The following is a 24005-nucleotide window of genomic DNA, read 5'->3' on the forward strand; positions in this document are numbered from 1 at the left end:
GACAAGGGTTCCTCACGATCCTGGAGGACTTGCAGAATGCAGAAGATTTCCACCTGTTTGTGGTTTGACGGCCGGGCGGCGGAGGCGGCGGAGTTCTACACGTCGACATTTGATGATTCATCCATCCTGACATCGATGCCGGGTCCAGGCGGAGACGTTCTTACGGTCGACTTTGAGATTGTAGGGCGTCAGTTCATGGCCCTGAACGGGGGACCAGCTTTCACCTTCAACGAGGCAGTTTCCCTCGTGGTGAACTGCGATTCGCAGGACGAGGTGGACCGCTACTGGAATGCGCTCTTGGAAGGAGGAGGAGAAGAAAGCCAATGCGGATGGTTGAAGGACAAGTTTGGCTTGTCGTGGCAGATCGTCCCTGTTGGGATGCCGGGCCTGTTGAATGGTCCGGATCCGGCTGGTTCCCAGCGGGCAATGGAAGCCATGTTGAAGATGCGGAAGCTTGACATCAACGTTCTGCAAAAGGCGTACGACGGCGACTGAAAGTTCGGGGGACAGGCGCCTTTGGCGCTGCTAGCATTACCGCACGGTGACGTGCGCACCTATTACAACCATGAGGAGAACTGACTAATGACAACCCGCCTCAACCCATATATCTCGTTCCGCGATAATGCCAGGGACGCAATCAACTTCTACGAGTCCGTCTTCGGCGGCGAACTGACGCTCAGCACTTTTGGCGAATATCAGGCAAGCGAAGACCCCGCCGAAGCGGAGAAGGTCATGCACTCAATGCTGGTAACGCCCAACGGCCTGACGCTGATGGCTGCCGACACGCCGAACAGCATGGACTACAACCCGGGCAACAACATCTCGGTGTCACTAAGCGGCCAGTCCGAGGATGAAGCCGAACTTCGTGGTTACTGGGACAAACTCGCCGACGGCGGTACCGTCACCATGCCGCTCGAAAGCGCACCGTGGGGCGACACCTTCGGGATGTGTGTGGACAAGTTCGGCATCGCCTGGTTGGTCAATATTGCAGGAGAGCAACAGGGGCAGTAGCAGACCAAGCCCGGAGCAAAATACAAGCGAATGCCTCGTCCGACACGCGTTGGACGAGGCATTCCCATTAAGGCCTTATATGATGCGGCGGCCGGAAGGATCCAGCCTGATGCCGACATGCTTTGGTGTTCGCAGTACGACCGAGCGGTCCATGATTTCCACCATGGGCAACTTTTCACCCAGTTGCCGCTCGAGAATGGTCATGTCATCGAGACGGCGCAGCCAGACGGACATCACAATCGAATACAGCCCGCCTGTGGTGGCTACCAGACGCACTTCTCCGAGACCCACCAACCGGCCCGCCACTGCCTCCGTCTGCGTTGCTGGTACGCGGAGGAAATACCAAACGTTGACCGGCCAAGGGGACAATGAACGGGCGATTTCCAGACGAACCACCAGCCGGTCCTGGGCCAGGGCCGCATCCAAAGCGCTCTTCGCGCGCGGGGGGCTGATTCCCAACTTTTGGGATATTTCAGTTATCGAGGCTCGACCATCCGCGCGAAGGATCCAAAAAAGCCGCTCTTCCAGATCTGCCGATGCGCCCTTCGCGGACGCACGTGGTTGAGGTGCTTCGCGCTCTATGAGTTTTACCTCGTGGTCCTGCAGGGAGCGCAACCGCCAACTCCGCGCATCCGCCAGGAGATTGACGACTGGATGCGTTCTTGTACTGCGGATTCCTTTGATGGCTGGCAAGCGGTCCAAAACGAATCGTGCGAGGGAAGCTTCATCGCGGCTCACGACCGTGATGACCATGTCCCTGCCACCTGCGGTGTGATCGATCGAGAGCACGTCCGGATCGGCGTCAAGCTCTTCGGTCACGCCTGACATGTGGGCAGGTGCGCACTCAATTTCCACCAGGGCAAAAGCGACATGGGAACCGATGCCACGGTAGGTCGCTACCCATGCCAGCCCTTCCGCAGAAAGAAAATTCCAGCGTCGGGCCAAGGTGACTGCATCGGCACCAACCCCAGGCGCCAAGGCCGTCCATGGTGCCCGGGGACGGATTTGAAGGGCGTGCAGGAGTTTGAGGTCCCGTTCATCAAAGTCGAAATCCTGCATGGAACGTCTACTTCCAACAAATTGCCTGCGTTTTGAGTGTGACCAATCACTTGCTGCCTAGATTCTAGGCGTCATTGCTCAAGCACTTCGGAAGGCAGCCATGCTTGCTCCCGTCCGGCCGTTCGGCCGCGTCCAATCTTCCTCGACGGCTCAGCGAGTACAAATGCTTCCCAATCCTGCACAAAGTCACCAGGGGAGGGGAGCGGGCCAACACCCGTTGGCGGCGGGGGAGAGTGACACAATCCTGCTCGCTTCCGTGCGTGGGGGCGACTCTGGATCCTACGAGGAACTTTTCCGCCGGTACCAAGGCATTGCCACCCATGTTGCCCGGGCTGAATCGGATAATCCAATGGATGCCGACGACGTGGTCTCCGAGGCGTTTGCATCGATCCTGGAATCCCTGCTGGCGGGCAGGGGACCCGTGGACTCATTCAGGGCTTATCTGGTGACCACCGTTCGGCGAATGTCGCACCGCCGAAATCTGCAGGTCGGACGGGCAGCGACGACGGTGAGAGGCGTTGCGGGTCAGGTCGTGGTTATCGATGATGATCCTGTTCTCAAAGACTTCGAGAATACGATCCTTATGCTGGCTTTCCGTTCCCTTCCAGCCCGCTGGCAGACCGTACTTTGGCACGTGGACGTTGAAGACTCGAAGCCGGCTGCAGCGGCACAAGCCATGGACCTGACTCCAAACGCTGTGTCGTCATTGCTCATCCGCGCACGGGAGGGTCTCCGGCAGGCGTACCTCCAAAAACACGTGCAGGAATCAGCTACGGACCCCTGCACGGACTTTTCACGCTACCTAGGTAAATACGTCCGAAATGCCGTGCGCCAGGCCGCCCAGGACAAAGTTCGCCGGCACCTGGACGATTGCCTGCGTTGCGCAGGGGTTTTGGCCGAGTTGTTGGAAGTTCAGGCAGGAATGAAGCGGGCGCGAGTGCTGTAATCAACGTTTACTGGTAACGAGGATTATCCGTTTTCGAACTATTCTCAGCTGGCTACTGAGCCCGCATTTAAACGGTGGAGCCGATAGTGCCGCCCAGCAGTCTGGTGGTGGTTAGTTGAGAAACTCTGCCACCGAGGTTATCTAGCCGAGACAAGCCCAAGGATCGCAATGGCGACGCCGATTCCAACCCAAGCCCCGGCCATGATTCGCAGTATCCTGACGTTTCGACGCTTGAATGCCGGCAGGTCCAGGTTTGGCTGAAACCATTCGACGCGGATCCTCGCCGCCCGCTCCGTCAGGGCAGGTGAAATAGCGAAGAGAATAATTCCTGCCCCAACCAGTACCAGACCGAATATTGTTCCGGGCGCCATGCGTTCTCCCTAACAACGGAGGATCCTGTTCGGCCATTATCTATGCCATCTCAGTGACTGCGTAACGCGACCACGGTTCTGCCGCTGCGGCGGCGTGTTTCTGGGTGACTTGGTAGCTGTAGCCGAGCATTTCGGCAACGAGCGGGGCGGGCACTTCCTTCACGAGGGTGGCGGAGGGATGCGTTGCGTGCGCCCAGGAGTTCGATGCCGATTTCTCTGAGGCGTTCCATGAGCGTGTTGGGGTGGATGTGGTGCCCGGGCCGGTAGCCGGGGAACAGCCATTTGCTGCCCGAGCTGCTGCCTGTGCGTAAGTTGGGGCGTGAGGCCAGGTGTTGGCACTGGGCGGAGGAGGGGTGATCGTGCATCAGATGCAATAATCACTAATCACTGTTCTACTTTACATAATGTAGATTATCGGCGTTAAAGTAGGACGAGTAGAAGTAGATGAGAGAACTCGTCTCAGTGTGCTTCCGCGCGTTTTCCCATGTCAGGTGCGGGTTGTAACTCTAAGAAGACAAGTGATCGCTGTGACCTGCGGCCCGCGATTCTGCGCCTCGGCAGCGTATTCTCTCATTAGATGAGAGATTCTTGCGTAGAGTTTGTTCCGTGAACATCGAACCTGGGCGGATTCCGGCCTTTTTGACCAGCGAGAATGTCGGGCTGCTGCGTGCTGAGGATCGCGTCTTTGAAGCGATGTTGGATGGCTGGCGTGCCCAAATGCTGGCCCGTGGCCTGTCGACGTCCTATATCAAGAGCTCGTGCGGGACGGTTCAGCGGTTTCAGGAACACTCGAATGAGTTTCCCTGGACCTGGTCTGCGCATCATGTGGATGAGTTCCTGGCGGACCGACGCAACTCCGACAAGGGCTTGGCGTTATCGACCCTGAGGGCCAATTCCGGAGCCATCAGGGCGTTCTGCTCCTACCTCACTGATGGGCGATACGGGTGGTCAAACTTCTGCGAACGAGTCTTTGCGGACATTCCGGTGCAGGTCGTATTCGAGTGGAACTCACCCCGGCACACGACGGACGATGCCATGCCACCGCGTCGCCGGGCCTTCACCAGGACCGAACTTCAGACATTCTTCGACGCCGCTGACGACTTGATCGACGCCGAATTCGCCAAAGGTTCAAAGCGCTGGCTCCCTGCCCTGAGGGATTCGACGGCATTCAAGGTCGCCTACGCCTACGGGCTCCGCCGGCGAGAGCTAACTATGCTGGAGTACGTCGATTTCGGACCGAACCCGCACGTTGAACAGTTCGGCCGATTCGGGGCGCTCCAGGTGCGCTGGGCGAAAGGAACCAAAGGCTCCGGACCGAGACGCCGGACCGTTCTGACCGTCCCGGAATTCGATTGGGTCGTTGGGCTGCTTGAGCACTGGCTCTCCCCCGACGGTCGGAAACGTTTCCCTACGGCGGACCGTTCGGCCAGCCTGTGGCCCTCGGAACGCTCAGGCTCCACAGTTCACCGCAACTTCGACCGTTCCTTTCAGCGCGTCCGGGAGATCGCCGGGCTCCCGCAGGAATTGTCCTTGCATACCTTGAGGCATTCCTACGTCACGCATCTGATCGAAGCCGGCTACGACCCCTTGTTTATCCAGCAGCAGGTCGGGCACAGCTACTCCTCAACCACCGCCCTCTATACTTCCGTGTCGGCGGACTTCAAACAGAAGACCATCCAGACGATGATCGCGCAGCGCCTACGCCGCAGCGGCACTGACGAAGGGAACGGCCATGGCTGAACAGCGACGGATCGGATACCGCTGGAACCTTCGGCAGATGATGGCCCAACGAAACCTCTGGAAAACCACCGAGCTTCTCCCCCTGCTCAAAGCCCGTGGCATCAGCCTCTCCAACGCCCAGGTCCACCGCCTGGTCACCGGAACACCGGAACGCATTCCCGCCCAGACCTTCGCCGCTCTCTGCGACATTCTGGAATGCACCCCCAACGACCTGTTCGAACCCTACGTCCAGATGCGCGCCGCCAAGACGGCCAACGCCCCCAAGCGGCCAGAAGACCTGGGAATCCAGCCAGGGGCCCCGGTCGCGCGCCGGATCAGGGTCCTGCCGCCGGACGAAGATGCCTAGACCCCGGAAACCCAGCGACCCTGCGAAATGGCCCGAACCTTGCGGACGCTGCTCAGAACACCACCAGATCGTCGTTCGCTGGCCCGACAGCGGAATCTGCGGCTACTGCTACCAGCAAGCCAAACGAACCCGGGGAACCTGCGCCTGCGGCCACGAAGGCGTCCTGCCCGGTCGGATAGATATGCTCCCGGCCTGCCGCAAATGCTCCGGCGTCAAACTCAACATCGACTGCATCGGCTGCGGCAACGAAGACGAGATCCACTCAGGAAACCGCTGCTGGGCCTGCGTCCTCTCAGCAACAGTCGACCGCCTCCTCACGCCGGACGAGCATGATCCTTCCCCTGAACTGCAAGCTATCGCGACAGCGCTGAAATCCATGAAACAAGCCAACAGCGGCCTCACTTGGATCCAGCAGCCCCACGTCATGGCCTTCCTCCGGGAACTGGCCGGAACGCCCGAGATCACCCACGCCGGCCTCGACCAGCTGCCCGCCTCCGCCACCCGCGAATACGTCCGCGGTCTGCTCGTGGAACACAACGTTCTGCCCCGCCGTGACGAACTCAGCACACGATTCACCAGCTGGGCCGGGCAAGCGATCGACAAGGTCACGACCCAGAATCATCGCGACGTGATCCGCCGCTACATCCGCTGGCACCACCAACGCCGCATGAACCAGATGGAAGAAGTCACCCAAGGCACCTTCCTCAGGGCCAAACAATCAGTCACGGTCGCCATCGAACTGCTCAACTGGCTCACCGAACACCACACCCACCTGCCAACCATGACGCAGGCACACCTGGACCGCTGGCAGGCAGAAGGCCCCACCACCAGAGGCATCGCATCACGCTTCATCGACTGGGCCACCAAATCCAACCTCATCGACCCGGCCCTGAAGCTGCAACCCCACCGCCGCGGCACCAGCCCCCGGCTCGATGCAGCCACACAACAAGACCTTGTCCAAGGCCTCACCCACACAACCGAAATGAGCCCACGAGACCGTGCGGCCGCGATCCTCGTCGTGGTCTTCGGCCAGCAGATCTCCGATGTCGTCAAACTCACCTGGGACCACGTCAAGGTCACCGACGAGGAAGTCACCATCACCCTCGGAACCGTCGAGATTGCCCTCGCACGACCTCTCGATGAACCCTGGCGAGAGTTGGCGGCCACCCCGACCCATGATCAGACAGCCGCGCACCCCAACAGCAACTGGGTCTTCCGCGGCGGCTCACCCGGAAAACACCTCCGAGCCGCCAGCCTCACCGAACGGCTCAGAACAGCCTTCAGCAGCCGAGCAGCCAGGCTCGGGACCCTCCACGAACTCACCAAAGTCGCCCCCGTTGCCATCATCGCCGAAGCCCTCGGATACTCCCCCATCACCATCGAACGCCACGCCATCGACTCATCAGCCAACTACGCCCAATACATCGCCTCGATAGGCCCGCAAAACGTCTAGCTATCACTCCAGCCCGGGCGATGATGCCTTAGATCCACTGACCCTCCGCCAGCTCAGACCAGAAATCGACACGATAATTCGGTGATTTTCGGTCAGGAATGTTAAAGAACTCGCTTTGGAAGTACGAGACGAGATCGCTGCCGTAATAGATCACGTCTGTTTGGTGCACGGAAAAGACCGGGCTGCCGGCAGGCGCAGGAGCTGCTGGCATAAAACGATGCGAATAGATCGGAATGAGGACGGGGACGGCCCGCAAGCGACCACGTGCCGTTTGAAGGGCCACCTCAACGTCAGTGGGCCTGTCACCCCACTCCTCGGGCCAAAAAGCATTCTCCCGAACATCAAACAACACCCCATCGTGAGGCCAGTCGAGCCGCTTCTGAATCGCCGCCGGATCGCCCATCCAATCAACCCATTTCGGGCCGATAGGCATCGCGAGACTCAGCAAGCCCGCATGATCGGGACTGAACTCGAACGAGAATTGCTCTTCAACACCATCGATTTGCCAAGGTGATAGGCCCGGAGCCAACGGAACCTTCGCGGCATAAAGAACCTCTATGGCTTCTTCAACAAGGGAACTCACGCCATAAATCTAGCCGTAGTGCTACTCGTCCCACTTCAACACGTCCCGCTGCCAGTCAAACAACGGGAGTAGAAGGGGTGCCTGACCCAGTCTGACTCAGTGGACACGGTCTGTCTGATCCGGGATAAGGCTGCCGTCCTCGCGCAGCACGGGACCCTTGCTGCTGTCCGGGTTGGTGTACCCCTTGGTGCTGCATGGATACGGCTCGCTGCGCTGTGGTTTGGGGTCGATGAACATTGGCGTGATTAGCCACTTTCCGTCCTCGTTGTCGTATGCGCGGCACATGATTTCCGCGTTGTTCCGGTTCACCACCAGTCTGGCTTCGGTGGCGTCGGCAACGAAGGTTACGTCCGTGCCGGAGTCGCCGGCGGCCAGGATCTGGCGTCGTCCGGCAGGCAGTTGCTCAAAGGCTGAGGGACCCTCGACGCCGAAGATCACCTGATTGGCCCAGCATCGTTTTCCCTCGATGTAGGTCATGACGGAATCTTCGCCGTCGGGTATGCCGCCGCAGCCTTTCAGATGAGAGGTTTGGATCCCGTCCTCGTATACGCTTCGGACGCCTACGACATGTCCGGCGTCGATGCCAACCTCGCCGGCCCACGCCTTGACCACCGGCTCCGGCGATGCGGAAACCACCCAGGTTTCGATGCCGTGTGCCTGAAGGACACCAATGAGGTCCTTCATTTGAGGGTATATCCGGATATAGCCGTCCACCTGCTGGCTTCCAACGGTCTGCATGCTGCCTTCTGGTGCTAACAGGTTCTCCTGCTTCATTGCGAGTGCGAACCCGCCAAGTTGCTCCTCCGTATATCCGGCAGAGAGGGCCGTACCCCAGGCGTAGGCGCCTATGAGGTGGCGGGCATTGAAGCCCTCAAAGGCCGGTTCGCCGGAACGCGTCTTGTCCTCAAGGATGGCGAGGATTTCATCGGCACACTCCGTGTTGCTGCTGGTCTTCAGGGGTTGGCCTGCGGGCGTGTCGGTACCGCATGCCACCGCCAGTGCCTTCGCTGCCGCATCAGTAAGGTAGCGGTTTGTGCTCTTCCAATCCTTATTGGCTGGTTGCAGCACTTTGTCGTTCCGCAGCATCCAAAAGTTCGTGCCGTAGCCGATGTCGTTCTTCACCACGGTGTTGTCCCAGTCGAAGATTGCGACTGGAGCTTTATCTCCGCGGGCTGTTCCGGTGCAGCTGCTGTGGGCGTCGATGGTCTTTTGCAATTGTTCGCGGACCTCGCCTGGCCATGGCAGTTGGGCGTCGAGTTGGCGGCATTCGGCTGCCGGCCGAGCGTTGGTGGCAGGAGGTGTTGCGCACGACGTGGCTGACATAAGGGCAGCCACTACGGCCGCGGTGGTCGCAAACCGGAAATAGTTCTTCCTGAGGGTTTCCTTCCTGTAGCTCTTGTCATCCTTGACTGACGCTGACGAAAATGTGGACATGCTTCCCCCGATTCTCAAGATCCTTAATGGTCTGTAAATAGTCCAAAGTCCTGAGTAAGTGTGTGTCATGTCACAAGGGATAGTCAAGAGATGGGGCGGAAACTTCTACTAGGAAGCTTGGGCTGGCCACTCTAAAACAAGTCGTATTGGCATTTTTTCAGGCCAGTCAAGTATCAAGCGCCGACGTAAGCCGCTAGGTGCTTGCCGGTCAGCGTCGGGCGGTCAGCCACAAGATCAGCGGGCGTACCGGAGAAAACGATCTTGCCGCCGTCGTGTCCGGCACCTGGTCCGAGGTCGATAATCCAGTCGGCATGTGCCATGACGGCCTGGTGATGTTCGATCACAATGACTGACTTTCCCGACTGAACCAAGCGGTCCAGCATTCCCAGTAGGTTTTGGACGTCGGCCAGGTGCAGGCCGGTAGTCGGCTCGTCCAGGACGTAAATATCGCCCTTTTCGGACATTTGCGTAGCCAGCTTGAGCCGCTGGCGTTCCCCGCCGGAAAGTGTGGTGAGCGGCTGTCCGAGCGTCAGGTAACCGAGTCCGACGTCGGCGAGGCGGTCCAGGATCTTGTGGGCGGCAGGTGTGCGTGCTTCACCTTCGCTGAAGAACGTCTCAGCCTCGTCGACAGACATTGCAAGCACTTCTGCAATATTGCGCCCGCCAAGCCTGTACTCCAATACGGAGGCCTGGAAGCGTTTGCCTTCGCATTCCTCACACGTTGATTCCACCGTCGCCATGACGCCAAGATCCGTGTAAATCACGCCAGCGCCATTGCAGGTGGGGCACGCGCCCTCCGAGTTGGAACTGAAGAGAGCCGGTTTCACATTATTGGCCTTGGCGAACGCCTTGCGTATGGGCTCAAGCAGCCCAGTGTAAGTTGCAGGATTGCTCCGGCGGGAACCCCGGATGGCACCTTGGTCGATCACGAGGACCCCGTCACGTTTGGCCACCGAGCCGTGAATGAGCGAGCTCTTGCCTGATCCGGCCACACCCGTGAGTACACAGAGCACGCCCAGTGGAATATCCACGTCCACGTTTTGAAGATTGTTGGTGGAAGCTCCACGTACCTCAAGAGTGCCGGAAGCTGTCCGTACCTGCTCTTTGATGGATGCGCGATCGTCCAGGTGGCGTCCAGTGATGGTGTCACTCCCCCGCAGTCCATCCAGATCGCCTTCGAAGCAGACTGTTCCGCCGCCGGTGCCTGCGCCAGGTCCGAGATCCACCACGTGGTCAGCGATCGCAATCGTTTCAGGCTTGTGCTCGACTACCAGCACAGTATTGCCCTTATCCCGCAACTGCAGAAGCAACTGGTTCATGCGCTCGATGTCATGTGGATGCAGGCCGATGGTTGGCTCGTCGAAGACGTAGGTGACGTCAGTCAGCGATGAGCCCAGATGCCGGATCATCTTGGTTCGCTGCGCCTCTCCCCCGGACAAGGTTCCCGCAGGCCGATCGAGGGACAGGTATCCGAGACCTATCTCGGCGAAGGAGTCCAGGAGGTGCTGCAGTCCTTTGAGAAGCGGAGCCACTGAGGGCTCATCGATTTCCCGGATCCAAGCGGCAAGGTCGCTGATCTGCATCTTGCAGACATCGGCAATGCTCTTGTCTTTGATCTTGGAAGAACGTGCCTCCGGGCTCAACCTGGTGCCTTCACACTCCGGACAGGTTGTAAAAGTGATGGCCCGCTCCACGAAGGCGCGGATGTGGGGTTGAAGTGCGTCGACGTCCTTGGAGAGCATCGATTTCTGGATTTTGGGGATGACGCCTTCATAGGTGAGATTGATGCCTTCAACCTTGATTTTGGTCGGTTCCCGGTACAGGAGGTCGTGGAGCTCCTTCTTGGTGAACTTCGCGATTGGCTTGTCCATGTTGAAGAAGCCCGATCCACTGAAGATCCGGCCATACCAACCATCCATCGTGTATCCGGGAATGCTGAGCGCGCCTTCGTTCAAGGACTTGCTGTCGTCGTACAGTGCAGTGAGATCGAAATCGTTGACGGAGCCCATTCCCTCGCAGCGTGAGCACATACCGCCGAGGCGATTGAAGCTGGCCTTCTCCGTCTTCGTTTTGCCCTCACCGCGGTCCACCGTGATGGCCCCGCTGGCCTTGACGGTAGGCACGTTGAACGAGTACGCGTTCGGCGATCCGATGTGGGGCTGCCCGAGCCGGCTGAAGAGAATACGGAGCATGGCATTGGCGTCTGTCGCAGTGCCCACCGTTGAGCGCGGGTTCGATCCCATCCTCTCCTGGTCAACGATGATGGCCGTCGTCAGGCCTTCCAACATGTCCACGTCCGGCCGCGACAGTGAAGGCATGAAGCCCTGGACAAAAGCGCTGTAGGTCTCATTGATCATGCGCTGGGACTCGGCCGCGATGGTCCCAAAGACCAGCGAACTCTTGCCCGAGCCGGAGACACCCGTGAATACCGTCAGGCGACGTTTGGGGATCTCTACACTGATGTCCTTGAGGTTGTTCTCGCGCGCACCCTGCACCCGTATGAGGTCGTGGGTGTCTGCTACATGCGACGCAGGAGACTGGGTGTCGGTGCTCGTGGCAATGCTCATGATCGCTCCATCTGTTAGGCGGCGCCACCCAACAGTCCCCCGTCGGCGTCGCCTGGCCAGGTCTGACCAGCCTGAGGTCAGTACGTAAAATTCTCGTTCGTCGTCGCGAATGCGGCAACGGTCAGTGTCCACACTAGCGGCCTGCGCCACGGGCCTCGGGGAGGACGCGAAGCCTGAGCCGCTCCAACCATTGTCATCAGCCGCCGACTCGCTAAGAATGAAGCATGCCGGTATACATGAGGTCCCTTGAAACCGCAGTTCCGCCAACCATCCTCGTGCAGTCGCAGGCACGGGACGTCTTTGCAGCTCAACCAGGACTGACGCGGCTCGGGTCGCGGTTGGTCTCCACGTGCTTCGACTCAGCAGCAATAGATACCCGGTATACGGCGGTGGAAGAGCTGAGTCTCGACGCACATCCGGAAAATCCACGGTTCTTTGACCCCTCGAGCAATCAAGTGCTCAGCCCCAGCACCAAAGTCCGGAACGAGATCTTTGCTACGGAAGCCACCAAACTCTTCATCGAGGCCGGCAAGGCTGCGGTGGCGCGGGTCCCTGACGTTGACCTCGATGACATCACCCACGTCATCACCGTTTCCTGCACGGGATTCTTCAACCCCGGTCCCGACTACAAGGTAGTCCGGGCACTTGGACTCAACCCCGCCGTGCAGCGATACCACCTGGGCTTCATGGGCTGTTATGCCGCTTTTCCAGCCCTGAAGGCAGCCAAGCAGTTCTGCCTGGCTGATCCAGCCGCCGTCGTTCTGGTTATCTGTGTGGAGCTTTGTTCACTGCACGTGCGGACCTCCAACGACCCGGACACCATCATGGGTTCAGCGATATTCGGCGACGGCGCGGCGGCGGCCATCGTAACGGCCAAGGAACCCCAAGGGCCCGAACCCGTGATCCGGCTGGACCACTTTGAAACGGTCCTCACGCCCGTGGGCGAAGAAGCCATGGCCTGGAACATCGGCGACGAAGGATTCGAAATGGTGCTGGGTTCCTACGTGCCCCACATCATCGAGGAACACATCACTGGCGCGTTGGAGCCGTTGCTCGCCAAAGAGCCACAACTGGCGGGACTCCCCTACCGCGAAATAACGCACTGGGCCATCCATCCTGGTGGGCGAAGCATTTTGGACAAGGTCGAATCCAAGCTCGAACTAACCGAGGAGCAACTGGTCCCGGCAAGGGAAACACTGAGGGAATACGGCAACATGAGCAGCGCCACGGTGCTCTTTGTCCTGAAATACATGCTCGGACAAACGCCAAGCCAGCGCGAGGAACCAATCTGTTCCATGGCTTTTGGCCCCGGACTCACGGTGGAGACTGGCCTCTTTACGTTGGTCTCTCCCACTCTGTGAGCCCGTGGGGGTCCCTGAAAGACAGGGACGTGGATGCCATCGAGGACATGGACCGGTCTGACTGCGACCTCCAGCGCCTCAACCGTAGTTATGCCCGCTTCCCGGTGGTCAACGGCCTCCTTTCGGGATGGCACCGCATTTACCGTGACCGCTTTCGGCCGATTCTGGCCTCTACCGGTACGGCATCGGTGCTGGACATCGGATGCGGTGGTGGGGACGTTGCCCGAAGCCTGGCCGGATGGGCCGCGAGGGATGGGTTCTCTTTGCTGGTCACGGCGATCGATCCGGACCAGCGCGCCTACGACTTTGCCAGCCGCTCCCCAGCCGTTGAGGGTGTCCGTTTCCGGCAGGCCCATAGTGCCGAACTTGTCGCGGAAGGCAGCGCGTTCGATATTGTGCTGTCCAACCACATCCTCCACCACCTCGACGCCGATCAATTCACCGCCGTCGTGCGGGACTCCGAGGCTCTGGCCAAGCGTCTGGTGCTCCACAACGACCTCAAACGCAGCAACGCCGCTTACCTCCTTTTCGCCGCCGGCTTCTGGCCGCTGGGTATCGGCTCCTATATTTGCGGGGACGGTTTGGTTTCCATCAAGAGAAGCTTTACCGCCGCAGAGCTTCAACGGGCGGCTCCGGCCGGTTGGAGCGTGGAACGGAACGGCCCATGGCACAACCTGCTCGTCTACCAACATGCTTGACGTCGTCATCGTCGGGGCCGGGCCTGTTGGGTTGTTCATGGGCGTTCTCCTGCTCCAACAGGGGCACCGTGTACGCATACTGGAACGCCGATCGAACCGGAGCCACCGTTCACGGGCAATTGGGATTCACCCTCCGGCTCTAAAGGAACTGGACCATGCCGGTCTCGCGGCGACTTTGGTGGCATCCGGCGTCCGCATCGAGCGGGGCGTTGCGTACAGCAAAGGAGCCAGGGTGGCCGGGTTGCCCTTCAACGGGGACCTGGACTTTCCGTTCATTCTTGCTGTCCCGCAACCCAAAACGGAACAGGTGCTTGAACAGGCGGTCATGGCTTTGGATCCGGACGCGATCATCCGCGGCGCCGCTGTCACGGATTTCGCCGACGACGGCGGTACGGTGAGCGTCCTGGCCGACTCGCCGTCCGGTGGCCTCGCCTACACAAGCCGACTGCTGGTGGCCGCCGACGGAGCCCACTCGATGATTCGCCAGCGCCTTCTCCCGGGCCTTTCCGTACGGACCTATCCGGACTGCTACCTGATGGGAGACTTCATCGACACCACAGGGCACGGAGATGACGCAGTTCTTTACCTGGAGCCCGATGGGATCGTGGAGTCGTTCCCCTTGCCCGGGGATGTTCGCCGGTGGGTGGTACGGCTTGGAGCCCCCGCAAGAAGCCCGACGGCGGCAGGCCTGGCTGCGTTGGTGGAAGCCCGGACGGGAGTTGGCGTGGACCCCGGCAGCAACACCATGCTCAGCGGGTTCGAGGTCCAATCACGGCTCGTGAAGAGAATGGTCCATGGCAGGACGGTTTTGTTGGGCGATGCCGCCCATGAGATCAGCCCCATCGGAGGCCAGGGAATGAACCTTGGATGGCTTGACGCCGCTGCCTTGGCGCCTCTCGTTGATGCCTCCCTCAGGGGACATAACGTCGGTCGGCAGCTTCAGTTGTTCGAGAAGGAACGACGCCGGGCGGCATCCCGGGCTTCGCAGCAGGCCGGGTTGAATATGGCCCTTGGCAGGCCCCTGCATCCGGCAATCATGGCATCCCGAAACGCGTTTTTTGCCCATGCTTTGGAGCTGCCGGGTGTCTCCGCCCTGGTCGAACGGCGATTCACCATGCGCTAGGTGGCGCGTGTTCATTCATGACGTTGCCTGTTCAGGAAGGGTGTAGTAACAGTCGTAGGTGTCTTGGCTGACGATTAGACCGTCCCGCAGCTCAAAGACAGCGGTGCTCCGCGCACGTATGGTCTCACCCGCATCCCAGTGCGGGAGGTCCAGGAGCAATGTGGCTGACCAGTTCATCTCCAGGACTACCCGGTTGCCTTCGCAGGTGGTACGAACCACCTCAAAGCTCTGGTTCGCCACGATGTTCTTGCTGTGGTCCGCGCCTGTGAGGGTCTCCTGAAGGGACCTGGTGGACCCGGTCCTGGATAGTGCGTGCGGCCATTCCGTAAGGGTGAAGTCGTGGGCAAGGTACGGGCTGATCTCGGCGGCGCCGCCGCCGGATTCAACCGTCCTGATAAACCCGAGTACATGGTCCAGAGGGGTGCTGATACTCATCCGACGAGCCTAGCTGAACGTGGAGACCGAGGCCCGGCAAGGGCGCACCCCGGGTGCAGGACACAGGCACGAAGAGCAGCCTTGGCGTTAGGCTCAAGTCATGACGCAGCAACCTCACTCCGAGGCGCCCAGCCCGGCTACTGACTTTAATCCCCTCCAGATCAGGGACGCAGTCCTGCGGTTACTTGAAACAGAGGAGCTTCCGCCGATCGTTCAAGCCGGGCACCCCGTCCTCCGGCAACAGGCGGCGCCCTATGACGGGCAGCTTGATGGCACTGAATTGGCGGCGTTCATCGAGCGGATGCGTGAGGTCATGCTTGCCGCGCCGGGGGTTGGGCTGGCGGCTCCGCAGTTGGGCATTCCGCTGCAGTTGGCGGTACTTGAAGACAAGTACGAGGTGGATCCCGAGTCGGCAACGGTCCGTCACAGGGAGCAGCTGGAGTTCATGGCTGTCCTGAACCCTCAATATCGGCCGCTGGGAAACGAGACAGCGTCATTCTATGAGGGGTGCCTGTCCGTTAGCGGCTACCAAGCGGTGGTCACCAGATACCGCAATGTGGAATTGAGCTATCTGACTCCAGAGGGGCGCCCAGTGGAGGAATGGTTCTCAGGGTGGCAGGCACGCATAGTGCAACACGAAACGGACCACTTACAGGGAATTCTCTATCTGGACAAGGCGGAGCTGCGCTCGCTTTCCAGCAACGCGGAACACTCCCTGCGGTGGTCCAATCCGGACATTGGAGATGCGCGGCGGACCCTGGGTTTCCTGCACAGCTAGCCGGTGCGTGGCCTGCCTCAGTCCGGCAGGCGGTTTGATGCCGTAGCGAGGTGCGCGGCCCACCATGCAAGGATGTGCTCGAACCGTTGCTTGCGGTGATGCGGCGTACCGGAGCGGGACAATTCATGGTCCTCCCCGGGAAAGACCAGCAACGAGGTCTCAATCCCTCTCTCCTTCAGCACGGCGAAGTAGCGCTGCCCCTGTTCCAGAGGACACCGAAGATCGTTTTCGCTGTGGATTACCAATGTCGGTGTCTCCACCGAGGCTGCTACGGCCAAAGGGCTCTGTGCGACCAGCTGCCGGGGTGTCGCTCCGGCGTACTCGCCACCAAAGAACCAGCCGATGTCGGACGTTCCCGCGAAGCTGACCGGGTCCAGGAACCCGCGTTCGACAATTGCCCCTTTGAAACGGTGGTCGTGTGCAATGGTCCAGGCCGTGAGATAGCCGCCATATGATCCGCCCATGATGCCCGTACGATCTGCATCCAAAGTTGTATGCGTGGATAAGGCAGCGTCCAGGAAGGCGAGCACGTCCTGCATGTCCAGGGTCCCCATGCGCTCCTTGATGGCGCGCCCATGGGATTGTCCATAGCCTGACGATCCCCGCGGGTTGCACATGGCTACTGCGTATCCCGCAGCTGCATAGACTTGCGCTTCGTCGAAGAAGGCTCCCGTGTATTGGGAGAACGGACCCCCGTGGATAGTGAGCAGGACAGGGTGTGGCCCTGGTCCGTCAGGTAGCAGCAACCAACCATGCACCGGGTACCCGTCCTTGGCATCCGCCTGGAATTCCATGGGCTCACTGACGCGGGAACTATTCCGCAGTTCCGCCGAGAAGTCCGTCAGCAGGCGCAGTTCACCTCGCTCCAGGGAGGCGACGTCGCCAGCGGTGGAGGCGTCCTGGAAGCTCACGGCTATTTCGCCGTTGGCGGCTACGGTGGCTCCATTGACTACCCGGGCTCCATGGACCAGAGGAGTAATGCTGCCTGCCGCGGTGATATCGAGGAGCTCCACGCTGCCCAGCGCCGTGTTCAGTACAAGGACGCTGTCAGGTCCGCTCGGTTCCAGCGGGCCTGAGACGTCCAAATGCTCGACGTCGGTGAGGGCAACCGCATCTCCCCCGCTGACAGGCATTGAGTAGAGAACGCCGTTGCGCGCCACAAAATCCCGACCTGTATCGCCCAGGTCCTGCGCGGTGAAGAAGAGCGATCGGCCATCGGCGGACGCCCGCACGGCCGTGACGGTCTGCAGTTTTGGATTGTTGGGTTTGATGGGCTCTGGCTCGCCGCCTGTTGCCTTAATCCGGTACACGGACGTTACGAGGTCGTCATCATGCCCGTCGTGGAGAGCCGCTACGAAATATATGAAGCTGCCGTCAGCCGAGAAGCACGGCGCCTCGTGGTCCGATTCGCCGAACGTCATCTGCATGGCAGTGGGGACTCCGGTTACCTTGGCGCCAGGCTGTTCGTGGGCCGCTCTGCCACGGGGAATGACAACAGGCTCGCCACCCAATTCCAGCACGTCAACCACGAACAGCTGCTGGCGTTGGTCCAGGACGTACCCCACACCGTTCATCTGGTACTGGTTCACGGCGATAAGCCGGGCGTCTTCGCTTCCGGAAGCAACGCCGTCGACCGTTCCATATCGGCCCGGTTCCGCAACACGGCTGGTGAACACCACGCGATGGGAATCGGGAGACCACGCAAACCCGTTGACCCCGCCGTGCTGATCCGTGACCTGCTGTGGTTCGCCCCCTGCCGACTCCACAACGAACAATTGTGCTTTTCCCTCAAAGTCGCTCCGCAGGAAGGCCAAAACCAGGCCGTCAGGGGAGAAAGCCGGTGAAGTGTCCCTGAACCCACGGGTGATACGTCGCGGGCGCTTGCTGGTGTCCAGCGGTACATTCCACAATTGACCGACGTAGGCATCGGCGTCGAAATCAGGCCTGACGACGGATACCACGGCTTTGGTACCGTCCGGATGGATGGCCGGGGCGGAGACGGAGTTCAACAAAGGCAGTTGCTCGGGTTTCACCTTGGTGAGCCTAGCCCCGCAGCCCTGGCGCAGGCACCAGACACTCCGGCCCAACGTAGGATTGAATCCATGTTGTCCGATGCCGTTGCCGCCCTCCGCTGTCCCGTTTGCGAAGGGCGGTTCCAGCTGGCCGGGGATGCACAGCGGAGGCTTGTTTGCGATTCCGGGCATGTCTTCGATGCCGCGAAACAGGGTTACTTCAACCTGCTCACAGGTAAGGGCACAGTCTTCGAAGCTGATTCGGCGGAAATGGTGGGCGCCCGGCAGCGATTCCTGGACAGCGGACACTATGCTGCTTTGGCTGATCGCGTCGCGGGTCTGGCAGCCGCATCGCTGCAGCGGCCCGGGTCCGTGGTTCTCGACGCCGGAACCGGCACCGGGCACTACCTCCACCGCGTTCTGGAAACCACCCCGGCTTCTGCAATCGCGCTGGACATTTCCAAATTCGCACTACGGCGGGCCGCACGACTCAACGGGGATGCTGCCAACCTTGTCTGGGACATTTGGCGCCGGTTGCCCGTCGCCGACGACGCCGTGGATGTGGTCCTTGTGGTGTTCGCTCCGAGGAACCCGGCAGAGTTCGCCCGGGTGCTGCGGCCTGGTGGACAGTTGATTGTGGTGACGCCGCAGCCAGGACATTTGGCTGAAATCGCTGCCCGCACTGGAATGCTCAGTATTGAGGAAGGCAAGGCTGAGCGCCTGGCTGAATCCCTGGGCGGCTATTTCCGCGCGAATTCAGCGTACAACCTGGACATGCCCCTCACCCTCAAGGGCTCCGAGTTGGCCGACATCGCCTACATGGGGCCGGCCGGTCACCACATCAAGCCCGAAGAACTCGCACAGCTGGCCGCTGCGGATGGACCCGTGGCAACCACGGCGAAGTTCCGTATCAGCCTCTTCACCGTGGGTGCTTCGGCTTCCTGACGAGGAACTCAGCGTCGGGCTAGGATGGAGGAACAGCGACTGTGACCCCGTCTGCGGCGGGGTCCGGGACCAAGGGGGAAATGATGTTTGAATGGCTCGGCGAGAATTGGTGGGCCCTCTGGCTCACGGTCTTCCTCGCGTTCGCGGTGGTGGAGATGCTAACCCTCGACCTCTTCTTCAGCATGCTCGGCGGCGGCGCACTGGCAGGGCTCATTGCCGACTTCGCCGGGGCCGATTTCTGGCTCCAGATCGTCATCTTCAGCGTGGTCTCCCTCTTGATGATCGCCTTCGTCCGGCCGGTTGCCCTGAAACACCTGCATAAAGGACCAGCAGAACAGCGGACGAATATCGACCGGCTCATCGGTCAGCCCGCCCTGGTCATTGAAGCGGTCACGGGCACCAGCGGTCTGGTCAAGATCGGCGGCGACGTCTGGAGCGCGCGCAGCACCGCTGGAGTCCTGGACGCCGGCGCTACCGTTCAGGTCACCAGGATTGACGGCGCGACGGCGGTAGTTGCCTCGCCTGCCGAAAACAGCCCGCGCTGATTCGAACCGGAAAACCAGAATTCTGCGGACAGGTTGGCAGCCTGCCCGCAAAAGGCCAAAGCAAGCCACGCAATTGGGGAATCAAGGAGACGCATGGACGGTTTAGGAGGAACAGCGGCAGCAGTTGTGCTGATTGTTCTCGTCATTTTTGTCATCATCGTGTTGGTCCGCTCGGTAAGGATCATCCCGCAGGCGCGTGCCGGCGTCGTTGAACGCCTCGGCAAGTACCAGCGCACGCTCAACCCGGGCCTTACCATCCTGATTCCATTCGTCGATCGGCTCCTGCCGTTGCTCGACCTCCGTGAGCAGGTGGTGTCCTTCCCGCCGCAACCAGTCATCACCGAGGACAACCTCGTGGTTTCGATCGACACCGTGGTCTACTTCCAGGTGACGGACCCACGGGCAGCCACGTACGAAATCGCCAATTACATCCAGGCGGTTGAGCAGCTGACCACGACAACTCTTCGTAACGTTGTAGGTGGCCTCAACCTCGAAGAGGCACTGACCTCCCGCGACCAGATCAATGGCCAGCTGCGTGGAGTGTTGGATGAAGCAACAGGCCGCTGGGGCATCCGCGTCTCGCGTGTGGAACTGAAGGCTATTGATCCGCCCCACTCCATCCAGGACTCGATGGAAAAGCAGATGCGTGCAGAGCGCGACCGTCGAGCAGCCATCCTGACGGCTGAGGGAACCAAGCAGTCACAAATCCTTACAGCAGAAGGCCAGCGCCAAGCTGCCATCCTTGCAGCTGAAGGTGATGCCAAGGCCGCTATCCTTCGGGCAGACGGTGAAGCCCAGGCCATCCAGAAAGTCTTTGACGCCATCCACAAGGGCAACCCGGACCAGAAGCTCTTGGCTTACCAGTACCTGCAGACGCTACCCAAGCTTGCTGAGGGCAGTTCCAATAAGCTCTGGATCATCCCCAGTGAAGTTGGTGAGGCCCTGAAGGGCATTGGCAGTGCGCTCGGGGGCGCCAATGGTGACTCCGATGCTGCCGGCTTCTTTGGCGGCAGCAACAAAGTTGCTGCTTCGGAGCCAGTAACTCCCGTGGAATCCACTACGGCATCACAGTCAAGGCCCACAGAGTAACTCTGTGTTAGGCAGGTGAGCGGTCAGCCAAACGGCTGGCCGCTCATCGCGTTGTGCATTGCTTTTGGGTACTGACCATCGATCCGCGTATAATGGGATATTTGTCCGGCTGGTTCAGTGTGGATGGAACATTAAAGCTTGGCCAGGCGTTGCAATTAGTGATGCAAGGTGTGCAGAAGTAGTCCGTAAAGACCGCGAAAACGGCTTACGGCTAGCGCGGAGTTCAGGCTCCGCGAACAGACAGAGGGAGTAATCATGAGCGATCGCAGCCTGCGGGGTATGCGTCTTGGCGCCCAAAGCATGGAAACCGAGTCCGGCGTTGAACCGGCACCGCGCCAGCGGGTTGAATACCGCTGCGAGGATGGCGAGCAGGTCTTCGTCACCTTCTCTGCTGAAGCCGAGATCCCCCCTGTTTGGGTTTCCAAGACTGGCAAGGAAGCCTTGCTCGTAGACGGCGAGCGTCCCGTGGACGCCAACGAGAAGGCCGTCCGTACCCACTGGGACATGCTCCTGGAACGCCGCAGCCTTCCGGAGCTGGAGCAGATCCTTGAGGATCGTTTGAACATCCTGCGTGAGCGCCGCGGAGAGCGTCGCTCAGCTTAGTCTTCGGACTCAAATGGAAAGGCCGGATCGGTTCCTTGCGGAACCGGTCCGGCCTTTTCTTTCTGGAAGCTACTTCTGCTTTGCGAGGGCCGGCTGTTTGCCGGTGAGCTTGGCCCAGCGTGCTGCCAGGCCCCATTTAGTGACGTTGATCATGGCTTCCACCACGATGTTGCCGCTCATCTTCGATGCGCCGAGTTCCCGCTCAACGAAGGTGATGGGGCGCTCCTCAATGCGCAGGCCGAGCTTGGCAACACGCCACGCAAGGTCAACCTGGAAGCCGTAACCCACTGAATCCACTTCGTCCAATTTGAGGGCTTCAAGTGTGCTGCGGCGGAAAGCCCGGTAGCCGCCGGTGACGTCCTTGATTTTCAAGCCAAGCATGATGCGGGCATAAGTGCTGCCGATGCGCGAGATTGCCTGGCGGTAGAGCGGCCAGTTCACAACACTGCCTCCCGGTACCCAGCGCGAGCCCATGGCGAGGTCGGCGCCTTCTTTCACCGCATCAAGGAGGAGGGGCAGTTGCTCGGGCTTGTGGGAACCATCGGCGTCCATCTCCACGAGGACGTCATACCCGGCGGCAAGGCCCCACTTGAAGCCGGCTATGTAGGCCGCGCCAAGGCCTTCCTTGCCTTTGCGGTGCAGTACGTGCACTTGCTTGTCCTCGGCGGCTATGCCGTCAGCAAGTTGTCCCGTGCCGTCCGGGCTGTTGTCATCAACCACCAGGACATCCGACTCAGGCACTGCGGTCCGCAGCCGACCCAATGTCTTGGGGAGCGATTCCAGCTCGTTGTAGGTAGGGATGATCGTCAGGACACGCAAGAAGAGGCCTTTCCTTGATGGAGCGGTCAGTGTGCCGGACCAGCCTCAAGGCTGGCGTTCTGGCGCAACTCTCCATTATAGGACGATCCTGTGCACTGCTAAGGGCAGCTGTGGCCCCGGCCACACAAACTTAAACGCTGCGGGCAGGTCCATAGACCCAGGACCAGTGTTGTCCGGACAGGTAAATTTCCGGACGAACTGTTTTCTGGGGCCCTATGGGCCTGCCCACTCGCGTACCGCCACCAGGCTACGTCCTGGCCGCGACCAGACCATTACTCCCGGGATCACCCCAAGCTTTAACGATCCGTTGAGCCTCAATGCTACGGACTTTACAAAAGCTGTCAACCCGCGGTTGACCTGCGCGTTCGTGCATCGTCCCAGTTCAGGCGGAGCATTCGAAGGCAAGGAAATAGTGCCCTCAGACCCGGAGGGATTCGTGAGCGAAGAGCTCCTGGCCTTCCCTCACCGTCTGCAGGCATACAGGATCACTGCCGGTATCCAGGGCAGGGAGCAAGGGAGTGCGGGCACGGGGATCGGTGCTCCAGGACTGCACACGGCTATCCGCTACCTGGACCATGAGTTCCTCAACTTCCCAAACCGCGAAGCTGGCCGGCGCACCGGGCACGAGTTGGCCCATCAGAGGGTTTCTGTGCTTGGTGGCCCGCCAGCCTGCCCGTGTGTGGCCAAGGAACGCCGCACGGGCTGAAATGCGCTGGTCCAGGTTGCTGTGTTCCAGGCAGGCCCGGATGCTTGACCAAGGGCTGAGTGGTGTCACGGGGCTATCGCTGCCAAAGGTGATTGGAACTCCGCTGGCGTAGAACGCAGCCAAGGTGTTCATGGCCTTGCTGCGTCCGCCAAGCCGTTGCTCGTAGAGACCTCCGGACCCTCCCCACATAGCATCGAATGCCGGTTGCATGCTGACTGTCACCGAGTATTTGGCCAGCTTCTCGACTGCAGCCTGATCGGCAAGCTCAACATGTTCAAAGCGGTGGCCTGCTGCGCGGATCCGCTGCTCCCCCACCTCGGCGGCTGCGGCGTCCAATGCGTCAAGCGCAACATCAAGGCCGGCATCGCCAATGATGTGGAAACCGGCCTGGACGCCCAGGAGTGAGCACGCAGCAAGGTGCTTGGCGGCCTCATCCACTGAAAGATACAAAGTGCCGCGTTGGCCCGGCGCATCGGAATAATCCTGTCTCAAGGCAGCTGTCCGCGACCCGATGGAACCGTCGATGTTCAGGTCACCCGCCAGGCCCAGGACCCCGGGGCCCAGGCCGTCCAGGATCGTGCGGGCGTGATCCTCCGATGACGCCAGCTCGCCCCAATACGGCAGCACCTGCGGTTTTCCGGTCTGCATGTTCCAGGACATGGCCATGCGAAGATCGTCCGGACCGCAAATGTGCGGGGCCGACATTTCAGCCAAGGCAACGTAGCCGCTGGAAGCCGCATAATGCAGGGCCCGTTCCTGATGCCCACTCCGTTCGGCGTCACTGAAGCTCCGCGCCGCGAGACGGGCGGCGGTGTGGGCTGTCCTGACGACGCGACCACTATCCCCGGAGAAGCCGTCCATGCCAGCAAGGCCGGCCGAGGCCGCCAGGGAGGATGAAACCAGGGCGGAGTGAACGTCAATGCGGGAAAGGTAAACCTGCCTGCCGCCGGAGGCCTGCTCCAGCTCTTCCAGCGTTGGAAGCGTGGCATCCTGCCACGTTGTTTCATCCCAACCGTGGCCAATGACAGTGCCTGAACCGCCGGCGGCAGCAACGGCGTCGAGCAGTTCCCGGGCAGACCGCACACCCGTCAAGGACAGTCCAGCCAAAGCGAGGCCCGTCTCCGTCAGGTGCGCATGGGAGTCGACAAAGCCCGGTGCCACGAGGGCCCCCCGAAGATCAATGACGTCCATGGTGGAATCCTCGATGGACGTCGCTGCCTGTTCGGATCCCACCCACGCGACCGTGTCACCATCCACCACCATGGCGGTAGCGAACGGATCGGCAGCGGTATAGATCGAACCGTTCCGGTAAAGGGTGACCTTACGGACGTTTTCGTCGGGACGGTCGCCGGCGGACGGGCCTGGCTGGTTCATGCGGTGT

The 24005-nt window shown here is 60.5% G+C and carries 25 protein-coding genes; 14 read left to right on the plus strand and 11 right to left on the minus strand.

All coding sequences use genetic code 11. The annotated features are described in order from the left end of the window. Positions 1-36 precede the first annotated feature (36 nt). Both AC6I97_RS12340 and AC6I97_RS12345 read left to right on the plus strand, forming a co-directional pair. On the plus strand, positions 37-495 hold the full coding sequence (locus AC6I97_RS12340; RefSeq protein WP_497944994.1) for a VOC family protein: 459 nt from the start codon (positions 37-39) through the stop codon (positions 493-495). Positions 496-582: 87 nt separating this feature from the next. After that, entirely contained in the window at positions 583-1011 is a 429-nt protein-coding gene (locus tag AC6I97_RS12345; RefSeq protein ID WP_224090433.1) for a VOC family protein, read from the plus strand. Between the two features lie 75 nt (positions 1012-1086). On the opposite strand, the gene AC6I97_RS12350 is transcribed toward AC6I97_RS12345, so the two are convergent. After that, positions 1087-2070 (minus strand): Lrp/AsnC ligand binding domain-containing protein, encoded by a 984-nt coding sequence (locus AC6I97_RS12350; protein WP_497944995.1) that lies wholly within the window; start codon positions 2068-2070, stop codon positions 1087-1089. A gap of 163 nt (positions 2071-2233) precedes the next feature. Here AC6I97_RS12350 and AC6I97_RS12355 point away from each other — a divergent pair, with 163 nt between their 5' ends. Next, positions 2234-3016, plus strand: a complete 783-nt coding sequence (locus tag AC6I97_RS12355; protein ID WP_497944996.1) for an RNA polymerase sigma factor — start codon at positions 2234-2236, stop codon at positions 3014-3016. Between the two features lie 137 nt (positions 3017-3153). Here the strand turns inward: AC6I97_RS12355 and AC6I97_RS12360 are convergent, their stop codons facing one another. Next, entirely contained in the window at positions 3154-3387 is a 234-nt protein-coding gene (locus AC6I97_RS12360) for a hypothetical protein (protein WP_309930233.1), read from the minus strand. A gap of 40 nt (positions 3388-3427) precedes the next feature. Beyond that, positions 3428-3550 (minus strand): hypothetical protein, encoded by a 123-nt coding sequence (locus AC6I97_RS12365; protein ID WP_497944997.1) that lies wholly within the window; start codon positions 3548-3550, stop codon positions 3428-3430. Between the two features lie 443 nt (positions 3551-3993). On the opposite strand from AC6I97_RS12365, the gene AC6I97_RS12370 reads away from it, so the two are divergent. After that, entirely contained in the window at positions 3994-5127 is a 1134-nt protein-coding gene (locus tag AC6I97_RS12370) for a tyrosine-type recombinase/integrase (RefSeq protein WP_497944998.1), read from the plus strand. After that, the gene (locus tag AC6I97_RS12375; RefSeq protein WP_497944999.1) at positions 5120-5473 is read left to right on the plus strand and encodes a helix-turn-helix domain-containing protein; all 354 of its coding nucleotides are present in this window, start codon (positions 5120-5122) and stop codon (positions 5471-5473) included. The genes AC6I97_RS12370 and AC6I97_RS12375 overlap by 8 nt, the downstream gene beginning before the upstream one ends. Positions 5474-5525: 52 nt before the next feature. On the opposite strand, the gene AC6I97_RS12380 is transcribed toward AC6I97_RS12375, so the two are convergent. After that, positions 5526-5735: a hypothetical protein gene (locus AC6I97_RS12380; protein ID WP_497945000.1), complete on the minus strand. Its 210-nt coding sequence runs from the start codon at positions 5733-5735 to the stop codon at positions 5526-5528. Between the two features lie 114 nt (positions 5736-5849). Here AC6I97_RS12380 and AC6I97_RS12385 point away from each other — a divergent pair, with 114 nt between their 5' ends. Continuing rightward, complete coding sequence (locus AC6I97_RS12385; RefSeq protein ID WP_497945001.1) at positions 5850-6926, plus strand: site-specific integrase; 1077 nt, start codon at positions 5850-5852, stop codon at positions 6924-6926. A 28-nt stretch (positions 6927-6954) separates the two neighbouring features. On the opposite strand, the gene AC6I97_RS12390 is transcribed toward AC6I97_RS12385, so the two are convergent. The 3 genes from AC6I97_RS12390 to AC6I97_RS12400 all read right to left on the minus strand — a co-directional run bounded on the left by AC6I97_RS12390 (position 6955) and on the right by AC6I97_RS12400 (position 11510). After that, positions 6955-7509 carry a hypothetical protein gene (locus AC6I97_RS12390; RefSeq protein ID WP_497945002.1) on the minus strand — a complete coding sequence of 185 codons (555 nt, stop codon included), beginning with the start codon at positions 7507-7509 and terminating at the stop codon, positions 6955-6957. A gap of 96 nt (positions 7510-7605) precedes the next feature. Next, a complete protein-coding gene (locus tag AC6I97_RS12395) occupies positions 7606-8943 on the minus strand; it encodes an HAD family hydrolase (protein ID WP_497945003.1) in 1338 nt (445 codons plus the stop codon). 173 nt (positions 8944-9116) lie between these two features. After that, on the minus strand, positions 9117-11510 hold the full coding sequence (locus AC6I97_RS12400; protein WP_224164430.1) for an ATP-binding cassette domain-containing protein: 2394 nt from the start codon (positions 11508-11510) through the stop codon (positions 9117-9119). Positions 11511-11734: 224 nt separating this feature from the next. On the opposite strand from AC6I97_RS12400, the gene AC6I97_RS12405 reads away from it, so the two are divergent. The 3 genes from AC6I97_RS12405 to AC6I97_RS12415 are packed head-to-tail and all read left to right on the plus strand — an operon-like array spanning position 11735 to position 14692. Then, on the plus strand, positions 11735-12871 hold the full coding sequence (locus tag AC6I97_RS12405) for a type III polyketide synthase (RefSeq protein ID WP_224090415.1): 1137 nt from the start codon (positions 11735-11737) through the stop codon (positions 12869-12871). Then, on the plus strand, positions 12868-13569 hold the full coding sequence (locus tag AC6I97_RS12410; RefSeq protein WP_497945004.1) for a class I SAM-dependent methyltransferase: 702 nt from the start codon (positions 12868-12870) through the stop codon (positions 13567-13569). Before AC6I97_RS12405 ends, AC6I97_RS12410 begins: the two co-directional genes overlap by 4 nt. Further along, positions 13562-14692, plus strand: a complete 1131-nt coding sequence (locus tag AC6I97_RS12415) for an FAD-dependent oxidoreductase (protein ID WP_497945005.1) — start codon at positions 13562-13564, stop codon at positions 14690-14692. The genes AC6I97_RS12410 and AC6I97_RS12415 overlap by 8 nt, the downstream gene beginning before the upstream one ends. Before the next feature lie 15 nt (positions 14693-14707). On the opposite strand, the gene AC6I97_RS12420 is transcribed toward AC6I97_RS12415, so the two are convergent. Next, positions 14708-15127, minus strand: a complete 420-nt coding sequence (locus AC6I97_RS12420) for a nuclear transport factor 2 family protein (RefSeq protein WP_497945006.1) — start codon at positions 15125-15127, stop codon at positions 14708-14710. Between the two features lie 100 nt (positions 15128-15227). Between AC6I97_RS12420 and AC6I97_RS12425 the strand changes: the two genes are divergently transcribed. After that, on the plus strand, positions 15228-15905 hold the full coding sequence (locus AC6I97_RS12425) for a peptide deformylase (RefSeq protein WP_497945008.1): 678 nt from the start codon (positions 15228-15230) through the stop codon (positions 15903-15905). 17 nt (positions 15906-15922) lie between these two features. Here the strand turns inward: AC6I97_RS12425 and AC6I97_RS12430 are convergent, their stop codons facing one another. Then, a complete protein-coding gene (locus AC6I97_RS12430) occupies positions 15923-17938 on the minus strand; it encodes a S9 family peptidase (protein ID WP_497945009.1) in 2016 nt (671 codons plus the stop codon). A 69-nt stretch (positions 17939-18007) separates the two neighbouring features. Here AC6I97_RS12430 and AC6I97_RS12435 point away from each other — a divergent pair, with 69 nt between their 5' ends. The 4 genes from AC6I97_RS12435 to AC6I97_RS12450 all read left to right on the plus strand — a co-directional run bounded on the left by AC6I97_RS12435 (position 18008) and on the right by AC6I97_RS12450 (position 21099). Beyond that, positions 18008-18862, plus strand: a complete 855-nt coding sequence (locus tag AC6I97_RS12435; protein ID WP_497945010.1) for a methyltransferase domain-containing protein — start codon at positions 18008-18010, stop codon at positions 18860-18862. A gap of 83 nt (positions 18863-18945) precedes the next feature. Then, positions 18946-19407 (plus strand): NfeD family protein, encoded by a 462-nt coding sequence (locus AC6I97_RS12440; protein WP_497947079.1) that lies wholly within the window; start codon positions 18946-18948, stop codon positions 19405-19407. A 93-nt stretch (positions 19408-19500) separates the two neighbouring features. Beyond that, positions 19501-20496 (plus strand): SPFH domain-containing protein, encoded by a 996-nt coding sequence (locus AC6I97_RS12445; RefSeq protein WP_309926023.1) that lies wholly within the window; start codon positions 19501-19503, stop codon positions 20494-20496. Positions 20497-20751: 255 nt separating this feature from the next. Next, entirely contained in the window at positions 20752-21099 is a 348-nt protein-coding gene (locus AC6I97_RS12450; protein WP_021470504.1) for an RNA polymerase-binding protein RbpA, read from the plus strand. A 69-nt stretch (positions 21100-21168) separates the two neighbouring features. Here AC6I97_RS12450 and AC6I97_RS12455 read toward each other — a convergent pair whose 3' ends face one another. Together AC6I97_RS12455 and AC6I97_RS12460 are read right to left on the minus strand one after the other, a co-directional pair. Continuing rightward, positions 21169-21918, minus strand: coding sequence for a polyprenol monophosphomannose synthase (locus AC6I97_RS12455; RefSeq protein ID WP_224164425.1), 750 nt, complete (start codon positions 21916-21918; stop codon positions 21169-21171). A 418-nt stretch (positions 21919-22336) separates the two neighbouring features. After that, positions 22337-23998, minus strand: coding sequence for an amidohydrolase (locus tag AC6I97_RS12460; protein WP_497945011.1), 1662 nt, complete (start codon positions 23996-23998; stop codon positions 22337-22339). Positions 23999-24005 lie beyond the last annotated feature (7 nt).

Source organism: Arthrobacter sp. TmtSoilC48 (genome assembly GCF_059739425.1).

What these genes read in the sequence shown, in the direction of transcription:
- AC6I97_RS12340 (WP_497944994.1), top strand. Translation starts at nt 37, where the DNA reads ATGCAGAAGATTTCCACCTGTTTGTGGTTTGACGGCCGGGCGGCGGAG.
- AC6I97_RS12345 (WP_224090433.1), top strand. Translation starts at nt 583, where the DNA reads ATGACAACCCGCCTCAACCCATATATCTCGTTCCGCGATAATGCCAGG.
- AC6I97_RS12350 (WP_497944995.1), bottom strand. Translation starts at nt 2,070, where the DNA reads ATGCAGGATTTCGACTTTGATGAACGGGACCTCAAACTCCTGCACGCC.
- AC6I97_RS12355 (WP_497944996.1), top strand. Translation starts at nt 2,234, where the DNA reads ATGCTTCCCAATCCTGCACAAAGTCACCAGGGGAGGGGAGCGGGCCAA.
- AC6I97_RS12360 (WP_309930233.1), bottom strand. Translation starts at nt 3,387, where the DNA reads ATGGCGCCCGGAACAATATTCGGTCTGGTACTGGTTGGGGCAGGAATT.
- AC6I97_RS12375 (WP_497944999.1), top strand. Translation starts at nt 5,120, where the DNA reads ATGGCTGAACAGCGACGGATCGGATACCGCTGGAACCTTCGGCAGATG.
- AC6I97_RS12385 (WP_497945001.1), top strand. Translation starts at nt 5,850, where the DNA reads ATGAAACAAGCCAACAGCGGCCTCACTTGGATCCAGCAGCCCCACGTC.
- AC6I97_RS12395 (WP_497945003.1), bottom strand. Translation starts at nt 8,943, where the DNA reads ATGTCCACATTTTCGTCAGCGTCAGTCAAGGATGACAAGAGCTACAGG.
- AC6I97_RS12400 (WP_224164430.1), bottom strand. Translation starts at nt 11,510, where the DNA reads ATGAGCATTGCCACGAGCACCGACACCCAGTCTCCTGCGTCGCATGTA.
- AC6I97_RS12405 (WP_224090415.1), top strand. Translation starts at nt 11,735, where the DNA reads ATGCCGGTATACATGAGGTCCCTTGAAACCGCAGTTCCGCCAACCATC.
- AC6I97_RS12415 (WP_497945005.1), top strand. Translation starts at nt 13,562, where the DNA reads ATGCTTGACGTCGTCATCGTCGGGGCCGGGCCTGTTGGGTTGTTCATG.
- AC6I97_RS12420 (WP_497945006.1), bottom strand. Translation starts at nt 15,127, where the DNA reads ATGAGTATCAGCACCCCTCTGGACCATGTACTCGGGTTTATCAGGACG.
- AC6I97_RS12425 (WP_497945008.1), top strand. Translation starts at nt 15,228, where the DNA reads ATGACGCAGCAACCTCACTCCGAGGCGCCCAGCCCGGCTACTGACTTT.
- AC6I97_RS12435 (WP_497945010.1), top strand. Translation starts at nt 18,008, where the DNA reads ATGTTGTCCGATGCCGTTGCCGCCCTCCGCTGTCCCGTTTGCGAAGGG.
- AC6I97_RS12440 (WP_497947079.1), top strand. Translation starts at nt 18,946, where the DNA reads ATGTTTGAATGGCTCGGCGAGAATTGGTGGGCCCTCTGGCTCACGGTC.
- AC6I97_RS12445 (WP_309926023.1), top strand. Translation starts at nt 19,501, where the DNA reads ATGGACGGTTTAGGAGGAACAGCGGCAGCAGTTGTGCTGATTGTTCTC.
- AC6I97_RS12450 (WP_021470504.1), top strand. Translation starts at nt 20,752, where the DNA reads ATGAGCGATCGCAGCCTGCGGGGTATGCGTCTTGGCGCCCAAAGCATG.
- AC6I97_RS12460 (WP_497945011.1), bottom strand. Translation starts at nt 23,998, where the DNA reads ATGAACCAGCCAGGCCCGTCCGCCGGCGACCGTCCCGACGAAAACGTC.